We start from the raw sequence: 13620 nt of genomic DNA, 5'->3' as shown, positions 1-13620 counted from the left end.
TTGGGACAACACGGGGCAATTCCAATGCATTGCTATGCTGTTGCAAGTATGGTCACTCGCACGCAAAAAAGTCCTAAATACCAAGCTGCATACTATGTAACTTGGTATTTTGTAACCCTTTGACGTTAGTGACGTTGTTTTTAATTGTTATTTTTTTCTCATGCAGACATAGGCACTCTTGAAAATGAGGGAACTATACTGTTTTTTTGGATTAAAAGCCTCCCCAGGCCTTGACGTGGTATATTTAATATGAGAATAATTTTGTAGGAATTAATTCCATCGTGTTTTTTACAATTTAATTGCTCTTTCCATCTGCCTCATATATATTGTGGGGCACAGCCGCGTGTGACGCAAGGGAGTTGCCATGTCAGCGTTGTCCGACCGTGAGTTTCTGGCCGAGGAAATGTGCGCCCTGTACTCCCGTTTGACGGGTGAAGAGTCCGCTCAGGCCGACCTGGATCTGGCGCGCAGGTTTGCCGGTGATCAGGAGCCGCACGACCATTGGCTTGAGACAGGCAAACTGGATTATGAATCCCGCCTCTTCCTTTATATGGCCGCGGCTTACGCCATGCGCTGTATGAAGCAGGATACGTACAAATGCGCCGTCTTCATGCGCAGCGCAGCCACGGCCCTGGCCGACAAAGCCCGGGCCTGACCGCCACTTTACGGAACCAGGGGAAATCCCGTTGCAGGTGCGCGGGGTTTCCTTCAAGTAGCGGAGCTTTGGGCCCGACCCGCCCAAAAGCTGCAGGCCCCGCCGCGCGGGCGTCGGCGCAACAGGCTTGCGTCAGCGCCCGCACGGCGGATGTAGCCCCCGCAGCCGCCGGAGCTGTTTCAAAGTGGAATTGCTCCTACCTTTATACCCGGCGCTGGTTTGTAACCGGGGAAAAACCACCAGGACCTGTCAGGAAGCAAGGAACTATCATGCGGGAAAAACCTTTCGGATGCAGAACCACCCTCCCCTGCCTGCTGTTCGTGTGCTTCGCCCTGGCCTTGCCGTCAGGCGCGGCCTACAGTGCGGAGCGCATCCCCATTACCACCCCTGCCGTCAAGGCCAAACAAATGCCGCAGGTGTTTTTCAACCATGACGCTCACATGGCCTATGTGGAAGGCGTGGACGGCGACTGTTCCACCTGCCACAACATGACGGACGCCGGTCTTTCGGAATCCCTCAAGGACGTGACCGCCGTTCCTGCCGCCAAGCAGGTGGAGTACATGCACGCCACCTGTACCGCGTGCCATGTCAAGGCCGGCAAAGGCCCGCGCCTTGTGTCCTGTCGGACCTGCCATAGTGAAACCATCGCATCTGAACATGCCGGTAAACAATGATCGGCCGGTGGTGCGCCATTATTTGCAGTCTATGTGAGGAGGCAGAATCAGATGCTTGATTTCATTACCGGACCCCTTTTTGTTATTTCTCTTGCCGTGTTCTTTGTTGGTCTTCTGCTCCGCGCTATTTTTTATGTGCGCGGTCTGGACGCCAAGCTGGAACGGGTGGCCTACACTTACCATGCGGACCGCTCCATCCCTGGCGCGCTCACGTCCATCTTCAAATGGCTCATCCCCGGTGGCACCTGCGGTTGGCGCGCCCAGCCCGTGGCCACGTTGCTCTTTTTCCTCCTGCACTGCGGCGCGGTGCTTATTCCTTTGTTTTTGCTGGGCCATACGGTGCTGCTGGAATACTATACGGGCATCAGCCTGCCTGCCCTGCCCGGCGCCCTGGCGGACATTCTCTCCATCGCCGCAGTGGTCGGCCTGGTGCTGCTGGCCCTGCGTCGGCTGGCTGTTCCGGCCCTGCGCCAGCTCAACAGCGGCCAGGATTGGTTCATCCTGCTCCTGACCTTTCTGCCTTTCGCCACCGGGCTTATGGCCCGGCTCAACACTGCCTCCTATGAAAGCTGGATGATCGCGCACGTGCTTTGCGGCGAACTGTTCCTCATTCTGGCGCCCTTCACCAAGCTCTCGCACATCGTGCTCTTCTTCATGTCCCGCGCCCAGATCGGCATGGATTTCGCCATCAAGCGCGGCGGCGCCACCCGTGGCGGCGCGTTTCCCTGGTAGCCGGGCTCACCGGAATATTTTTTTGCCGGAAAGGAGCAAACAATGTCCCAGACCCTGTGCAACAACATCCCTGTCACCACCAAGGAAGGCATCCTTGATCTGTTGAAGGACAAGGGCGGCGCACAATATTACAGTCAGATGAAAGAAATGAAAGTGGACCAGGAAGCTCTGGCCCGCGATCTGGAAAAAACCTGTAAATCCCGCACGCGCACTTGGCTCAAAATCTGTGCCCACTGCGCTATGTGTGCGGACAGTTGCTTTTTTTACAAAACTAACAATAACGACCCCAAGCAGATTCCTTCGTATAAAATCCAATCCACCCTGGGCGAGATGCTGCGCCGCAAGGGCAAGGTGGATACGGAATTTATGATGCAGTGCATGGACACGGCCTGGGGCAAGTGCACTTGCTGCAACCGCTGCGCCCTGTACTGCCCCCACGGCATCGATACGGGCGTCATGTTCAGCTATCTGCGCGGCATTTTGTTCAAACACGGCTTTGTACCGTGGGAAATGAAGATTGGTTCGGGCATGCACCGTGTCTACGGTGCGCAGATGGACGTGACCGAAGAAGACTGGCTGGAAACCTGCGAATGGATGGTGGAAGAAAACCAGGACGAATGGCCCGACCTGGAAATCCCCGTGGAAAAAGAAAGCCCGGACGTCATGTACATCCTCAACGCCCGTGAGGTGAAGCATTACCCGGAAGACATCGCCCAGGCGGCCATTCTCTTTCACGTTACCGGCACAGACTGGACCGTGCCCCGCGAAGGTTGGGAAAACACCTCGCTGACCATGTTCGCTGGCGACTGGGACGGCTGTGCCCAGAACGTCAAGCGCATCTACGCCGCCATTGACCGCATTAAGCCCAAGATGGTGGTAGGCACCGAATGCGGGCACGCCCACCGCGGCACCGTGGTGGAAGGTCCCTACTGGGCCGGACAGGAAAGCGGCGACCCGCCGGTGCCCTTCCTGCACTATGTGGAGTGGGTGGCGCTGATGCTGCGCACGGGCAAGCTGAAAATCGATCCGGCCAAAAAAATTAAGGTTCCCTGCACGTTGCAGGATTCCTGCAACTATGTGCGCAACCACGGGCTCGGCAAAGCCACCCGTGAAATCATGGGCTATATTGCCGAAGATTTTCGCGAAATGTCGCCCCACGCCGACCACAACTTCTGCTGCGGCGGCGGCGGCGGCCTCAACGGCATCGGCCTCTACCGCAAGGAGCGCAACATCGGTCTGAAAAACAAGCTGGACCAGATCAGGGCCACTGGCGCGGAGCTGGTCATCACCCCTTGCCACAACTGTTGGGACGCCATCCGCGATATGATGGAAGTATATGAGGAGCACAACATCAAGTGGTCGTTCCTCAAGCCCCTACTGGTGGACATGATGGTGGTGCCGCCCCACATCAGGCACAATCCGCCTGAAGGCGAATAGACGAAGTCCAGTCCCGCGGCGTCCGCCCCACAAAGGCCGAGAGCGGTTTTAGCCGGGGCGGAAGCGGACACAGGGCAAAAAAGGAAGACGCGGCCGGGTTTCCCGTCCTTTTGCGGGCCGCGCTTTTCCCAATGCCGCAATATCGCCGGGCCGGGCGACGACGATCCCCGTGCCCGGCCCGGCGACGAAAGCGGATCAGTTCAGGAGGCCAGCGCAGCCTCCACGCTGCAGAGCAGATCCTCGCATGAACAGGATTTGCGCAGTACCGGAGCCTTGGTGCCGAGGCGCGGGCCCACATTGGTACAGACGATGGCGGGGATATGCCTGGTGCGGCTGTTTCGGCGCAAACGGCTGTACATAATGGTGCCGGACGTGCCCTCCAGATCCACATCAAAAATGATGCAGTCCGGGAGGTCTTGTTCCAAAAGGGCCAGGCACTGGTCGCAACTGCAGGCGGCGCTTACCCGATATTCATGCTGCAGGAGCGCCTGTGACAGCCTGCTTCGACTTGCGGCATCGCTGTCGACCAAGAGAATATGTTTTTGCATGCGGGCCTCCCGCCGGCGATTCCGGCGGCTTTCGGTTAGCTGTTTTTGCAGGGGGGCGCGAGGCGGAGTGCTGGGCCGCCCTGCCCTGCCGCACGGAACCAAGAGTCACCAGGGTAAGAGAATGCTGCAAAGAACGCGCGGCCTTGTCCCAGACGTCCAGAGCGGTTTTGCCCCGCGGTGCTTCGGGGGCAACGCCGGGCAGGGTTATGCCGCCTTCTACGGCGGCAATGATATCCGCCAGGGTAATGGCGTCGGGGCTGCGCGCCAGAATATGGCCGCCAGCTATGCCCCGAAGACTCTTCACTATTCCCTCGGCCTGCAACAAGCGCATAATTTTTTGCACAAATTTTTCCGAAATGCCGGTACAGGCCGCCAGCTCCGAAGCGGAAGCCGGGATGGCGTCACTTTGTTCAGAAAGGCACAACAGCAAGTGCAGGGCATGACAGGCCATAGTGGAAATGCGCATGATAATTCCTTGAATTTACTACTGTAATGTTATTGCTATCAATACTTGAGGTGTCTAATTTAGACTGTTTTACTCATCTTTACTTTATGGGCTGTGGGCCGTCAAGCCTTAGGGGCAACTTGCCGCCTTTTTCGGGACGGGCAAAACCCATGGAGTTGTGAATATTTTCTTAATTTCCGAAAATAAAAACTGGAGGGGATGCAAACCCGCCGTGTTTAAGCGTATACTGAGGCGTCATGACCGTTTGCCCGGCACAGCCGACCCCGTGATTACGGCAGAGCCGACCACCAGCTTTCAAAAAGCCCAATGGGGGGACAGATAGAATGAAACTCTCCGCAAAAACCCGCTATGCCGCCAGGATACTGCTGTACCTGGCCAAATACGGTATTGAGAGGCCCATTTCTTCCAGCAAGCTCGCCACACAAACGGGCATCAGCTCTCAATTTATCGAGCAGATTTTACGTCACGGGCATTACGGGCAGTATTCGAGGCGCGCGCGGGGGGCATGTGCTGTTGCGCAAGCCCGAAGACCTGACCTTCGGCTGCATAGTCAAGCTCATGGAGGGGGGTATTGAACTTTCCGGTTGTCTGGAAAAACCCGGCAACTGCGTGCGTTTTGACGGCTGCGAAGTACGTCGCGCCTGGGAAAATCTGCAGGCCACCCTGGACGGCGTTTTTGAATCCATCACTCTGCGCGACCTCATGCAGGACGACAGGATACTTTCCTCCGCCCCACCGTCGGGAGGCCCGCTTAGCTAGAGGGCGTTGCTCCGTTACAACGCCCTGGCGGTTGCGTAAACAGACGCCCGCCACCGCCGTCTGCCTGCGGTGAAGGCGCAAGCGGATCTGACGCAGGAGCTTGGCCCGTCACGACGAAGGAAATTACGGGCCAAGGCAGCAGCGCTGATTGCGGGCAAAAAGGCAGCAGCGCTAGCTGCGGATGAAGATAACGCCGGTATGTAGTTGCGGGGGTAAGCGTCGAAACAAGCGTATTTAAACTTGGAGAATACATCTTCCCAAAGGTATCTGCCCGGAAAAATGGCATTGTTAGTTGCCTGTTGGCAAATGCAGGAAAGGAATCCGCGGTGGCGCGTGATTGCGTAAATGAGCCGTGAGGAGAGCTGTGGCAGAGGTCATCTGCGCCGCCAGAGCGCTTCAAGGGGAAAAAATCCAGGGTGGGTTGTCGTTGCCCCGCAGGCGGGTAAAGGTCTTTAGCGTTTTCTGAGCCCGATCTGGCGCTGCTGCGGCTGTTGCCGCCCGTAACGTTTTTTTGCCGCAACGGGCTAACTTCCTTCGCGCAATGGGCTAATGCACTTTTGCCTTTTCTACGGCGGGCGTCCGTTTCACAGCACCCCGCACAAGGCTTGCCGGATAAACCCGCGTCAGCCGCGTCGCAAAAGCCGCCGCCAGGCGCGCGGCAAGGGCGCGTCCCTGTGCAGCAACAGCAGGGGCAGCAACGCGCCGATGGCCAGGCCGCTCATGATAAAAAAGGCCGTGAGCCCGTTAAAGACTATGCTCACCAGCAGATCCTGCCGTTGGACGCCGCTGGCGCCAAGAAACTGCAGAATGGCCAAAATGGCCTTGTAGGCGAACATGCCCGGCACCATGGGCAGCAAGGCAGGGAAAACGAACATCTCCGCCGGGGTGTGCCAACGGTTGGCGCAGGGAATGCTGATCAGACCAATGCAGGCGGCGGCGCACAAGGAGGCGCTGCTGATGCCCATGACCGTGGCGTGCAGCAGCAGCGTGCGACAGATGTGCCCCAGAGCGGCCAGCAGCCCCGCCACCAGGGCAATGCGCAGCGTGGGCCGAGAGATGGCGGCAAAGCCCACGGCGGCCACTGCGGCGAAAAAGCCGTCGCCCAAATAGTAGAGCAAGGAGCTCACAGTGAATCCACCCCCAGCAGCAGCATGGTCAGGGCAAGGCCCAGAGCGATGCAGACAATAAGCGTGCTGGCCTGAACCAGGCGGGACACAGCCATAAGTACATGTCCGTCCAGGATATCCATCATGGCGTTGATCAGGGGGATGCCAGGGATGAGAAAGAGCACGCTGGCGGCCATGGCCGTCTGCGGCGTTGCGCCCCAGCCGAAGATGAGCCCCGGCGAGGCCAGCAGCGAGGCAGCAAAGGCGCAGCAAAAAAAGGTAATCTTGACGTCCATGCCCCAGTGCAGCAGCTTCTGGCGCAGATAAAAGCCCGCCAGAGTGGCGCCGAAGACCAAGCCCATGGCCACGGCGTCACCATCGAAAAGCCGGCAGAAAGCGGCATTGGCGCAGGCCACCAGAAAACGCAGCAATACGGGGTTGAGGGCCGGCAGGGCCAGAATGGCGTCAAACCGCCGCCGGGCTTCGTCCAGGCTCAGATTTTCATCGCCGATATTCCAGCTCAAAGCGTTCAGTGCCGCTACCCGCTGAAAATTGGGAGCGCCGGACACAATGGCGCACACGGCGGTGTGGCGTTCCTGAGGAATGCCGTCCGCCGCCGGTTTGACCACAGAAATCATGAAATGCCGGGAGAGCATGGCCAGCTCCACGGCAAAGCCGTAAGCCTTGGCAATGCGTGTCGCATTGCGATCCACCCGGCTGGTCTGCGCGCCGGCAGCCAGCTGCGTGGAGCAAAAGCCCTGTAAAAATTCAATAAGCTCGCGGGCTGTGGGCAAGACGCAGGCCGACTGCGCCCCGGCCTGTCTGTCGCAGGGCCCGCGGGAAAGGCCGTCTTCTCCGACGGCCTCCCGGCGGGCAGCGTTGCCGTTAAACGCGAGGCCCATCCTACAGCTCACGTTCGTTATCCAGAAAAACCCAATGCAGCATGCGCTTGTGCACCCGCAAGCGATATTCTGCCTGCTGCACCAGCAAAGAGGCCTTGCCGGCAAGGATTTCGTCGGCCACGCCGATGGCCGACACGGGCGAGGCGCTCAACAGCAGCCGCACGTTGGGTTCGGCCAGGGACAAAAGCCCGGCGTCCACCCTCCAGCAGGCGCGTTCCTCGGCCGTGAGTCCACTGCGGCAACCGGCAAACACATAGTTGGCACCCTTGACGGCTTCTTTCGGGCTGTCCACAAAAGTGACGGATGAGCCCAGGCGCTCGACGGCCTCCTGCAGGGGGCGACGGTCCGCCTGGGTCGGCAGGGCCACACGCAGCCGGAACGGAAACCAGGCCGTGGCCTCCATCAGAGAATGCAACGTACCGTTGACGCAGCCGATCCAGGCGCAGTTTATGGTGTCCAGATAACGAGAACAGCGCAACATGCAGGAAATGTCCGCCAGGGTGTGGGCGGGGTGCGCGTCCGGGCTGCCGGCATTGATGACGGGAAAACGCGGTTCAGTGGATTTTGCGTCCCAGCCCCGCACGGGCAGGCCGTAGACGTACATGCAGTCCAGATAGTAGCCGAAAATGGGCAAAAGCTGCTCGCGGTAGTCGTCCATTTCGGCCCGCCAGATGCCGCGGTTGCCCTCGTAGACCACGGAGCCGCCCATCTGCCGCACGGCGGCGGAGACGCAAAGACGTTCAGGCAGGGAATGCTGGGCAAAAACCAGCAGAGCCACGCGCTGGGTCATGAAATCCGTCTGCAGTTTGGGATCCGGCATGCCCAGGGCCTGCTGCACCAGAAGCCAGCAGGCCGTTTCGCCCAAATCTTTGATGGTCAGGATGTGTCGCGCCATACGGCCTCCATAAGAGTGGACTCCACAGAACCGTCGGGCCGGCGCGCCTTGTGCGCCCGATCAACCCCAATCCCGCAGAGGATTTCAGATTATCAAGGCCCTTTCCCCCTGTCCAGTATTGCCGGGCTTGTGGTATAGGGGGCTTTTCCGCTACACTTGAGGTATCTGCACAGGGAGCGAACATGAAAGTTTTTCTTTTTGACCTGGACGGCACCCTCCTCAACAGCCTGGAAGACATTGCCCTGGCCTGCAATACCGTGCTGCGCCGGCACGGCCTGCCGGAGCACCCCTTGCCGGCCTATCGACAAATGGTGGGGCGGGGTTTTGACTACTTGGTGCGCAGTGCCCTGCCCGCCGCCACTTTGGACCGGACCTCGCCGGAGGCCTTGCGGGCCCTGGTGGACGAGGCCCGCGCCTGGTACGGCGGCCATATGTGCGAACACACCCGACCTTACGACGGCCTTGACGCGGCATTGCAAAGCCTTTGCGATCAAGGCCGCGTGCTGGCCGTACTTTCCAACAAACCCGACGAACTTACCAAGGATCTGGTACGCCGCTATTTCCCCGCCGTTCCCTTTGCCCTTGTGCGCGGCGCGCGGGATGACGCGCCCCTCAAGCCGGACCCCGCCGTTCCGCGCGCAATGCTCGCCGCTCTCAACGTCCCGGCTGCGGACGCCTGCTATGTGGGCGACAGCGATGTGGACGTTTTTACCGCCCACAACGCCGGCATGACGGCCGTGGGCGCGGGCTGGGGCTTTCGCGGCGCGGCCGAGCTTGAAGCCGCCGGCGCGGAACATGTGCTGGCGGCCCCCTGCCATCTGCCGGATCTGCCCTGATACGGAGCCCTCATGAAACGCCTGATCATTGAAATTGATGAAGACAAGTGCAACGGCTGCGGCCAGTGCGTGCTGGACTGCGCAGAAGGCGCTCTGGCCATTGTGGACGGCAAGGCCAAACTGGTGAGCGACGTGTTTTGCGACGGTCTTGGGGCCTGTCTGAACTGTCCCCAGGGCGCGCTCAAACTCACTGAGCGCGAGGCCGCCCCTTTTGACGAAGTCGCAGCCCTGGCGGCCAAGGACGGATCTGCCGCCACTGCTCCACAGCGGCCCCCTGCCGTTGCCCCGCACAGAGGCTGTCCCGGCGCGGCCGCGCGTACCTTGCGCCCTCTGGCCGCCCCCGTCGCCGATGCCCCCGCAGAGCTGACCGCCCGGCTGCCTTCCTGGCCCATCCAGTTGCGGCTGGTGCAGCCCAGCGCCCCCTTTTTGCGCGGCGCCCATGTGCTGCTGGCGGCCCACTGTGCAGGCTTTGCCCTGCCCGGCCTGCACCAGGACTGGCTTACCGGACGCATACCCATCATTGCCTGCCCCAAGCTGGAAGACAACGCTCTGCTGCAGGAGCGCCTCACGGCCCTGCTGGCCGCCGGGGTTCAGAGCCTTACGGTGCTGCGCATGAGCGTGCCCTGCTGCGGCGGACTGGAGCGGCTGGCCCGCAACGCTGCGGCAGGCCTGAACCTGCCCGTAAGCTGCGCCGTGGTGCGCCTGTGAGCAGCGCGGCCAATGCGCCAGAGGCCCCACAACAGGATTCCTGTAAAAGAATCCGTGTACACATGCCTTGACAAAACATAGTAAAGAGCTATGTTTTTGACGCGGGGCATTGGGGGACAAAGCCGCTGCCCCCCTACTGCCCAAAACATTGAGGAAAGAACGAGGAGACCATGCCCATCAAGATCCCGGCGGACCTGCCGGCCTGCGCAGCCCTGGAGGGCGAGAATATCTTTGTGATGACGGAAGACCGCGCCGTGCAGCAGGACATCCGCCCTCTGGAGATCGTCATCGTCAACCTCATGCCCACCAAAATCGCCACAGAAACGCAGCTGCTGCGGCTTTTGGGCAACAGCCCCCTGCAGGTCAACATCACCTTGCTGCGTACTGAGGCGCACCAGTCCAAAAACACGCCGGTCCGGCATCTGGAGCGGTTTTACAAGACCTTTTCTGAGATCCGCCACGGCACCTTTGACGGCATGATCGTCACTGGCGCGCCTGTGGAGCACTTGCCTTTTGAGGATGTGGACTACTGGCATGAGCTGCTTGAAATAATGCACTACGCCCAGCACCACGTCTACTCCACCCTGTACATCTGCTGGGCAGCCCAGGCGGCGCTCTACCATTTTTATAATATTCCCAAGCACGTGCTGCCTGCCAAGATTTCCGGCATTTTTGAACATCAGGTGCTGCAGCCGGCCTGCCGGCTGTTCCGGGGCTTTGACGACACCTTTCTGGCGCCCCACTCCCGTCATACCGAAGTGCGTGAAGAAGACACACGCAAGGAACCGTGTCTGCGCGTTCTGGCCCGTTCGGACGAAGCCGGGCTCGCCCTGCTGGAAAATGTGGACCACTCCCAGGTATTCATGACCGGGCATCTGGAATACGACCGGGGCACCCTGGACCAGGAATACCAGCGCGATCTGGAGCGTGGACTGAACCCCGCGACGCCGCAGCACTACTACCCCGGCGACGACCCGCAGGCCATGCCGACCATGCACTGGCGGGCCCACGCCCACCTTTTTTACAGCAACTGGCTCAACTATTATGTGTATCAGGAAACGCCCTTCAGCCTTACGGCCATTGCCAAAAAACGCCAGACCCAGGGCGCCTGACCGCAAAAGTGCGAGGAAAGCTATGCGATTTTCCACCAGAACCCGCTATGGATTACGCTTTTTGCTGCGTCTGGCCGCCCAGCCCCAAGGCAGTCTGCTGCAACTGGGGCAGGTAGCCAAAGAAGAAAACATTTCGTCCGGCTATCTGGAGCAGATCGTCCGCGCGCTCAGGCCCATGGGCATTTTACGGGCCGTGCGGGGGTCCGGCGGCGGTTACGCTCTGGCCAAGCCCCCACAGGACATCAATATGGAAGAGGTTTTTCAGCACCTGGAGGGCGAAATTTCTCCGGTCCGCTGCCTGACCAAAGGGCGCCACTGCCTGCGTGAAACCCGTTGCTCCACCAGGGGCTTCTGGAGTGAACTGGACGAGCACATCCGGGGCTTTTTGCGGCAGCGCAGCCTGCAGAACATCATCGATTCAGAGAAGCCTGTCGCTTCAGGAGGCAATTATGTGGAATTACACTGAGACCGTACACGACCACTTTCTCCATCCCCACAATGTGGGGCCCCTTAAAGACGCCAACGCCATCGGCGAGGTGGGCAGTCTGGCCTGCGGCGACGCCCTAAAACTCTATCTCAAGATCGACAAGGAAGGCGTCATCCGCGATGCCAGCTTTGAGACCTTTGGCTGCGCCAGTGCCATTGCCTCCAGCTCCGTGCTCACGGATATGGTCAAGGGCATGAGCGTGGAAGACGCCCTCAAGCTGACCAACAAGGATATCGTCAACGCCCTGGGCGGCCTGCCCCGGCAGAAGATGCACTGTTCCGTTATGGGCCAGGAAGCCCTGGAAGCCGCCATCCGCCAGTGGAAGGGCGAGCCCCCCATGCCCCACGCTCAGGAGGAAGGTAAGCTGGTCTGCAAATGCTTCGGCGTCACAGACGCCCAGATCATCCGCACCATCCGTGAAAACGGCCTCAAGACTGTGGAGGAAATCACCAACTACACCAAAGCCGGCGGCGCGTGTGGAGAGTGCCTGGACGAGATCGCCGAGATTCTCGCCACGGAACTCAAGCAAAAGCCCCTGGTGGAGCTTAAGCCCCGGCCACGCCTTACCAACGTGCAGCGCATGCAGAAGGTGCTGCAGACCATTGATGAAGAAATCCGGCCCCGCCTGAGCGTGGACGGCGGTGACATAGAGCTGGTGGACGTGGACGGCCCGCGGGTGGTGGTTTCCCTGCGTGGGCGCTGCTCCCAGTGCCGCGCCAGCGACGTCACCATCCGCGACCTGGTGCAAAAGGCCCTGCGCGAACACGTGGAGCCGGAAATCGTGGTGGAGGAGGCCTAACATGAAAACCATCTATCTGGACAACAACGCCACCACGGCCATCGCCCCGGAAGTGCGCGAGGCCATGTTGCCCTATCTGGGCGAGCTTTATGGCAACCCTTCCAGCATGCACACCTTCGGCGGCCAGGTGGCCGGCGCCGTGGATACGGCCCGCGCGCGTATGGCCGATCTGCTTGGCGCCAAGCCCGATGAAATCATCTTCACCTCCTGCGGGTCGGAAAGCGACAACGCCGCTATCTGGGCGGCCATCCAGACCCAGCCGGAAAAGCGCCATCTGGTTACCACCCGAGTGGAACACCCCGCCGTGCTCAACGTCATGCAGTACTGGGAACGTCAGGGCTACCACGTTACATACCTGAGCGTGGACGCCAAAGGCCGCCTGGACCTGGACGAATACGCAGCGGCCCTTACCCCGGATACGGCCCTCGTTTCCGTCATGTTCGCCAATAATGAGGTGGGCAATATCTACCCCGTGCAGCGGCTGGCGGAAATGGCCAAGGAACGCGGTCTGCTCTTCCACACCGACGCCGTGCAGGCTGTGGGCAAAACTCCCATAGACATGGCCCACCTGCCTGTGGATATGCTCTCCCTTTCCGGCCACAAGCTGCACGCGCCCAAAGGTATAGGCGTGCTCTACGTGCGCAAAGGCGTGCGCTTCCGTCCATTCCTGCGGGGCGGACATCAGGAAAACGGTCGCCGCGCCGGTACGGAAAACGTGCCCTACATAGTAGGTCTGGGCGTGGCCGCCCAACTGGCCGCTACGCACATGGAAGAAGAACGCGTAAGCGTGGCCCTTTTACGCGACAGGCTGGAGCAGGGTCTCCTTGCCGTCATCCCCGAATGCATGGTCAACGGCGATATAGCAAACCGCCTGCCCAATACCACCAACATCGCCTTCAAGAATGTGGAGGGCGAAGCCATCCTGCTTATGCTGGACAGGCTGGGCATCTGTGCCAGCTCTGGTTCTGCCTGCACTTCGGGCAGTCTGGAGCCTTCGCACGTGCTCCGGGCCATGGGCGTGCCCTTCAACTATGCCCACGGTTCGGTGCGGCTTTCCCTTTCGCGCTACACCACGCAGGACGAGGTGGACTTTGTGATCGCCCACTTCCCCGACGTCATCAAAACCCTGCGGGACATTTCTCCTTATAAGGACTGATTTCACCGCACCCCGGCAACAGCGGCGTTTGCATAAAGGCCCCTTCGGAGTAAAACCGGAGGGGCCTTTATGCAAACTGCCCGATGCAAGCAACTTGGTGGAAAGATTGCCGACATACGTGGCATAGGCCTTTTTAGAGCATTTAACACTTGAAATGCTCGCTTACGGCAGGCAAAAGCCTGCCTTCTCGCATTTTGTGGCAAGGATTTTCAAGAAAATCCTTGCAGAGCAATTAGCTCATTTCATTCGCTAACTGCTCTAGCTTCTGTGGAAGCGCACGCGCAGCTTCAGCCGTTGCGACGTCGGCGCCTGGCCCGTTATGACGCAGGAAATTACGGGCAAAGACAG

The 13620-nt window shown here is 59.9% G+C and carries 17 protein-coding genes; 12 read left to right on the top strand and 5 right to left on the bottom strand.

Annotated features, from left to right (window positions below):
• Window positions 1-364 precede the first annotated feature (364 nt).
• The 4 genes from J7I12_RS02940 to hmcF all read left to right on the top strand — a co-directional run bounded on the left by J7I12_RS02940 (window position 365) and on the right by hmcF (window position 3498).
• Window positions 365-655 (top strand): hypothetical protein, encoded by a 291-nt coding sequence (locus J7I12_RS02940; protein WP_118228916.1) that lies wholly within the window; start codon window positions 365-367, stop codon window positions 653-655.
• Window positions 656-924: 269 nt separating this feature from the next.
• On the top strand, window positions 925-1329 hold the full coding sequence (locus tag J7I12_RS02935) for a cytochrome c3 family protein (protein ID WP_118228915.1): 405 nt from the start codon (window positions 925-927) through the stop codon (window positions 1327-1329).
• A 51-nt stretch (window positions 1330-1380) separates the two neighbouring features.
• Window positions 1381-2061 carry a sulfate respiration complex protein HmcE gene (hmcE, locus tag J7I12_RS02930; RefSeq protein ID WP_118228914.1) on the top strand — a complete coding sequence of 227 codons (681 nt, stop codon included), beginning with the start codon at window positions 1381-1383 and terminating at the stop codon, window positions 2059-2061.
• A 42-nt stretch (window positions 2062-2103) separates the two neighbouring features.
• Window positions 2104-3498, top strand: coding sequence for a sulfate respiration complex iron-sulfur protein HmcF (hmcF, locus tag J7I12_RS02925; protein WP_208360583.1), 1395 nt, complete (start codon window positions 2104-2106; stop codon window positions 3496-3498).
• A gap of 200 nt (window positions 3499-3698) precedes the next feature.
• Here the strand turns inward: hmcF and J7I12_RS02920 are convergent, their stop codons facing one another.
• Both J7I12_RS02920 and J7I12_RS02915 read right to left on the bottom strand, forming a co-directional pair.
• Complete coding sequence (locus J7I12_RS02920) at window positions 3699-4046, bottom strand: response regulator (protein ID WP_118228912.1); 348 nt, start codon at window positions 4044-4046, stop codon at window positions 3699-3701.
• Window positions 3970-4512, bottom strand: a complete 543-nt coding sequence (locus tag J7I12_RS02915) for an RrF2 family transcriptional regulator (RefSeq protein WP_118228911.1) — start codon at window positions 4510-4512, stop codon at window positions 3970-3972. The genes J7I12_RS02920 and J7I12_RS02915 overlap by 77 nt, the downstream gene beginning before the upstream one ends.
• Window positions 4513-4835: 323 nt before the next feature.
• On the opposite strand from J7I12_RS02915, the gene J7I12_RS02910 reads away from it, so the two are divergent.
• A complete protein-coding gene (locus J7I12_RS02910; RefSeq protein ID WP_498793984.1) occupies window positions 4836-5087 on the top strand; it encodes an Rrf2 family transcriptional regulator in 252 nt (83 codons plus the stop codon).
• A complete protein-coding gene (locus J7I12_RS02905) occupies window positions 5020-5271 on the top strand; it encodes an RrF2 family transcriptional regulator (protein WP_498793982.1) in 252 nt (83 codons plus the stop codon). The genes J7I12_RS02910 and J7I12_RS02905 overlap by 68 nt, the downstream gene beginning before the upstream one ends.
• A 623-nt stretch (window positions 5272-5894) precedes the next feature.
• Here J7I12_RS02905 and J7I12_RS02900 read toward each other — a convergent pair.
• Genes J7I12_RS02900 through J7I12_RS02890 form a run of 3 tightly spaced genes read right to left on the bottom strand, consistent with a single transcriptional unit; the run spans window position 5895 to window position 8174 of the window.
• Window positions 5895-6398 (bottom strand): threonine/serine exporter family protein, encoded by a 504-nt coding sequence (locus J7I12_RS02900; protein WP_118228909.1) that lies wholly within the window; start codon window positions 6396-6398, stop codon window positions 5895-5897.
• Complete coding sequence (locus tag J7I12_RS02895) at window positions 6395-7291, bottom strand: threonine/serine exporter family protein (RefSeq protein ID WP_236031293.1); 897 nt, start codon at window positions 7289-7291, stop codon at window positions 6395-6397. The genes J7I12_RS02900 and J7I12_RS02895 overlap by 4 nt, the downstream gene beginning before the upstream one ends.
• Complete coding sequence (locus tag J7I12_RS02890; RefSeq protein ID WP_118228907.1) at window positions 7281-8174, bottom strand: Rossmann-fold NAD(P)-binding domain-containing protein; 894 nt, start codon at window positions 8172-8174, stop codon at window positions 7281-7283. The genes J7I12_RS02895 and J7I12_RS02890 overlap by 11 nt, the downstream gene beginning before the upstream one ends.
• Before the next feature lie 182 nt (window positions 8175-8356).
• On the opposite strand from J7I12_RS02890, the gene J7I12_RS02885 reads away from it, so the two are divergent.
• The 6 genes from J7I12_RS02885 to nifS all read left to right on the top strand — a co-directional run bounded on the left by J7I12_RS02885 (window position 8357) and on the right by nifS (window position 13272).
• Entirely contained in the window at window positions 8357-9010 is a 654-nt protein-coding gene (locus tag J7I12_RS02885; protein WP_118228906.1) for an HAD family hydrolase, read from the top strand.
• Window positions 9011-9022: 12 nt separating this feature from the next.
• Window positions 9023-9718, top strand: coding sequence for an ATP-binding protein (locus J7I12_RS02880; RefSeq protein ID WP_208360584.1), 696 nt, complete (start codon window positions 9023-9025; stop codon window positions 9716-9718).
• Between the two features lie 170 nt (window positions 9719-9888).
• A complete protein-coding gene (gene metA / locus J7I12_RS02875; RefSeq protein ID WP_208360586.1) occupies window positions 9889-10830 on the top strand; it encodes a homoserine O-acetyltransferase MetA in 942 nt (313 codons plus the stop codon).
• 22 nt (window positions 10831-10852) lie between these two features.
• On the top strand, window positions 10853-11296 hold the full coding sequence (locus tag J7I12_RS02870; RefSeq protein ID WP_118228903.1) for an RrF2 family transcriptional regulator: 444 nt from the start codon (window positions 10853-10855) through the stop codon (window positions 11294-11296).
• Complete coding sequence (gene nifU / locus J7I12_RS02865) at window positions 11280-12116, top strand: Fe-S cluster assembly protein NifU (RefSeq protein WP_118228902.1); 837 nt, start codon at window positions 11280-11282, stop codon at window positions 12114-12116. Before J7I12_RS02870 ends, nifU begins: the two co-directional genes overlap by 17 nt.
• Window position 12117: 1 nt before the next feature.
• Window positions 12118-13272 carry a cysteine desulfurase NifS gene (nifS, locus tag J7I12_RS02860; protein ID WP_118228901.1) on the top strand — a complete coding sequence of 385 codons (1155 nt, stop codon included), beginning with the start codon at window positions 12118-12120 and terminating at the stop codon, window positions 13270-13272.
• The last annotated feature ends 348 nt before the right edge of the window (window positions 13273-13620 follow it).

Source organism: Desulfovibrio diazotrophicus (assembly GCF_902498985.2).
GTDB lineage: Bacteria > Desulfobacterota > Desulfovibrionia > Desulfovibrionales > Desulfovibrionaceae > Desulfovibrio > Desulfovibrio legallii.
This window is presented reverse-complemented; position numbering and strand designations above follow the sequence as displayed.

Excerpts from the sequence above, each read along its gene's own strand:
- J7I12_RS02880 (WP_208360584.1), top strand. The coding sequence starts at position 9,023 with ATGAAACGCCTGATCATTGAAATTGATGAAGACAAGTGCAACGGCTGC.
- metA (WP_208360586.1), top strand. The coding sequence starts at position 9,889 with ATGCCCATCAAGATCCCGGCGGACCTGCCGGCCTGCGCAGCCCTGGAG.
- nifS (WP_118228901.1), top strand. The coding sequence starts at position 12,118 with ATGAAAACCATCTATCTGGACAACAACGCCACCACGGCCATCGCCCCG.
- nifU (WP_118228902.1), top strand. The coding sequence starts at position 11,280 with ATGTGGAATTACACTGAGACCGTACACGACCACTTTCTCCATCCCCAC.
- J7I12_RS02920 (WP_118228912.1), bottom strand. The coding sequence starts at position 4,046 with ATGCAAAAACATATTCTCTTGGTCGACAGCGATGCCGCAAGTCGAAGC.
- J7I12_RS02890 (WP_118228907.1), bottom strand. The coding sequence starts at position 8,174 with ATGGCGCGACACATCCTGACCATCAAAGATTTGGGCGAAACGGCCTGC.
- J7I12_RS02885 (WP_118228906.1), top strand. The coding sequence starts at position 8,357 with ATGAAAGTTTTTCTTTTTGACCTGGACGGCACCCTCCTCAACAGCCTG.
- J7I12_RS02915 (WP_118228911.1), bottom strand. The coding sequence starts at position 4,512 with ATGCGCATTTCCACTATGGCCTGTCATGCCCTGCACTTGCTGTTGTGC.
- hmcE (WP_118228914.1), top strand. The coding sequence starts at position 1,381 with ATGCTTGATTTCATTACCGGACCCCTTTTTGTTATTTCTCTTGCCGTG.
- hmcF (WP_208360583.1), top strand. The coding sequence starts at position 2,104 with ATGTCCCAGACCCTGTGCAACAACATCCCTGTCACCACCAAGGAAGGC.
- J7I12_RS02870 (WP_118228903.1), top strand. The coding sequence starts at position 10,853 with ATGCGATTTTCCACCAGAACCCGCTATGGATTACGCTTTTTGCTGCGT.
- J7I12_RS02935 (WP_118228915.1), top strand. The coding sequence starts at position 925 with ATGCGGGAAAAACCTTTCGGATGCAGAACCACCCTCCCCTGCCTGCTG.
- J7I12_RS02940 (WP_118228916.1), top strand. The coding sequence starts at position 365 with ATGTCAGCGTTGTCCGACCGTGAGTTTCTGGCCGAGGAAATGTGCGCC.
- J7I12_RS02910 (WP_498793984.1), top strand. The coding sequence starts at position 4,836 with ATGAAACTCTCCGCAAAAACCCGCTATGCCGCCAGGATACTGCTGTAC.